This is a genomic window from Agromyces binzhouensis, assembly GCF_004135055.1.
In the GTDB taxonomy this organism is placed as follows: Bacteria; Actinomycetota; Actinomycetes; order Actinomycetales; family Microbacteriaceae; genus Agromyces; species Agromyces binzhouensis.
In genome coordinates, this window is sequence record NZ_SDPL01000517.1 from 1 (window position 1) to 1,815 (window position 1,815).

Genomic DNA, 1,815 nt, shown 5'->3' on the forward strand with positions numbered 1-1,815 from the left:
CCGCGTGCTCGTGGTCGAGCCGGTGGCGCCCGACGGGGCGGTGCGCCTCGAGCTGCGGCATCCGTCGACCCTGCCCGTGCCCGACGTGCGCGCCTACCTGGGGCGCACGCTCGATGCGGGGGCGGATGCCACGGGCGACGCTCTGCCCGCCGGCAGCCCGATCGAGGCGTGGACCTACGGTGCCGACGCCTCGGCCGCGATCGCCGATGAGACCCGCTGGGCCGGACTCCGAACGATCGCGACCTCGCTCGACGACCGCGACGCCGGGCTCGCGATCGAGGCGGTGGCCCTCGCGAACTGGCACGCGACCCACGCATTCTGCCCGAGCTGCGGCAGCCCGACCGAGGTCGTCAGCTCCGGGTGGGCGCGCCGGTGCCTGGAAGAGGACCGGCTGCGGTTCCCGCGCACCGATCCGGCGGTGATCGTGCTCGTCACCGACGACGAGGATCGCGTGCTCCTCGGCTCGAACGCGATGTGGGAGCAGGACCGGTTCTCGGTGCTCGCGGGTTTCGTGGAACCGGGGGAGTCGCTCGAGGCGGCGGTCGTGCGCGAGCTCGTCGAGGAGACGGGGCTCACCGTCGACCGCGTCGAGTACCTGGGCTCCCAGCCGTGGCCGTTCCCGGCCAGCCTCATGTGCGCGTTCCGCGCGCGGGTGGCGCACGGCGCCTCGACGATGCCTGTGCCGGACGGCGAGGAGATCCTCGAGCTCCGCTGGTTCGACCGCGACGGCCTGCGCGACGCGCTCGGCCGCGTCGCGCTGCCGGGCGAGACCTCGATCGCCCGCTGGATGCTCGAGGAGTGGTACGGCGGGCCGCTCGCCTCGTCGATGCCGTGGTCGACGTCGTGACGGGCGACCCGCTCCTCGCCGCACTGGATGACGAGCAGCGCGTCGCCGCCGAGGCGCTGATCGGGCCGGTCTGCGTGCTCGCGGGCGCCGGCACGGGCAAGACGCGTGCGATCACGCACCGGATCGCCTACGGCGTCGCGTCCGGCTCGTACGACCCCGCGCGCGTCATGGCGCTGACGTTCACCTCGCGAGCGGCCGCCGAACTGCGCACGAGGCTCCGCGCGCTCGGCGCGGGCGCCGTCGCCGCCCGCACCTTCCACGCGGCTGCGCTCGCCCAGCTCAACCACTTCTGGCCGATCGTCGTCGGCGGCCCCGCGCCCAGGGTGCTCGACTTCAAGGGCCGCCTGCTCGGGCTCGCCGCCGAACGGTGCAAGGTGAAGGTCGACACCGCGACGCTCCGCGACGTCGCCGCCGAGATCGAGTGGCGCAAGGTCGGCCTCGTCGGCATGGACGAGTACCGCGTGAGGCTCGCGTCCCGCGGCGCGCCCGGTGCGCTCACGGCGGAGCAGATGCTCGCGCTGGTCGAGGCGTACGAGGAGCTCAAGGACGAGCGCCGTGCGATGGACTTCGAGGACGTGCTGCTCGCCACCGCGGGCATGATCGAGTCGGAGCCGGCCGTCGCGATGCAGGTGCGCGAGGCGTACCGTCACTTCGTCGTCGACGAGTACCAGGACGTCTCGCCCGCGCAGCAGCACCTGCTCGAGCTGTGGCTCGGCGGGCGCCGCGACGTGTGCGTGGTCGGCGACGCGAGCCAGACCATCTACTCGTTCGCGGGCGCCAGCGCCGAGTACCTCCTCGGCTTCGAGCGCCACTACCCGGATGCCACGATCGTGCGGCTCGAGCGCAACTACCGGTCGACGCCCGAGATCGTCGACGTCGCCAACCGGCTCATGCGCGGACGGCCCGGAGCGCTGCGGCTCGCGGCGGCCGCGCCGGACGGCGGCGACCCCGCGGCATCCGGCCCGGAG

The 1,815-nt window shown here is 74.0% G+C and carries 2 protein-coding genes; both read left to right on the forward strand.

What is annotated here, in order from left to right:
• Positions 1 to 847: NAD(+) diphosphatase (gene nudC, locus ESO86_RS16295; RefSeq protein ID WP_129235885.1), on the forward strand; the 847-nt coding region annotated here is incomplete at its 5' end.
• A partial coding sequence (locus tag ESO86_RS16300; protein ID WP_165308125.1) for an ATP-dependent helicase occupies positions 832 to 1,815 on the forward strand: 984 nt, incomplete at its 3' end. The genes nudC and ESO86_RS16300, both read left to right, overlap by 16 nt.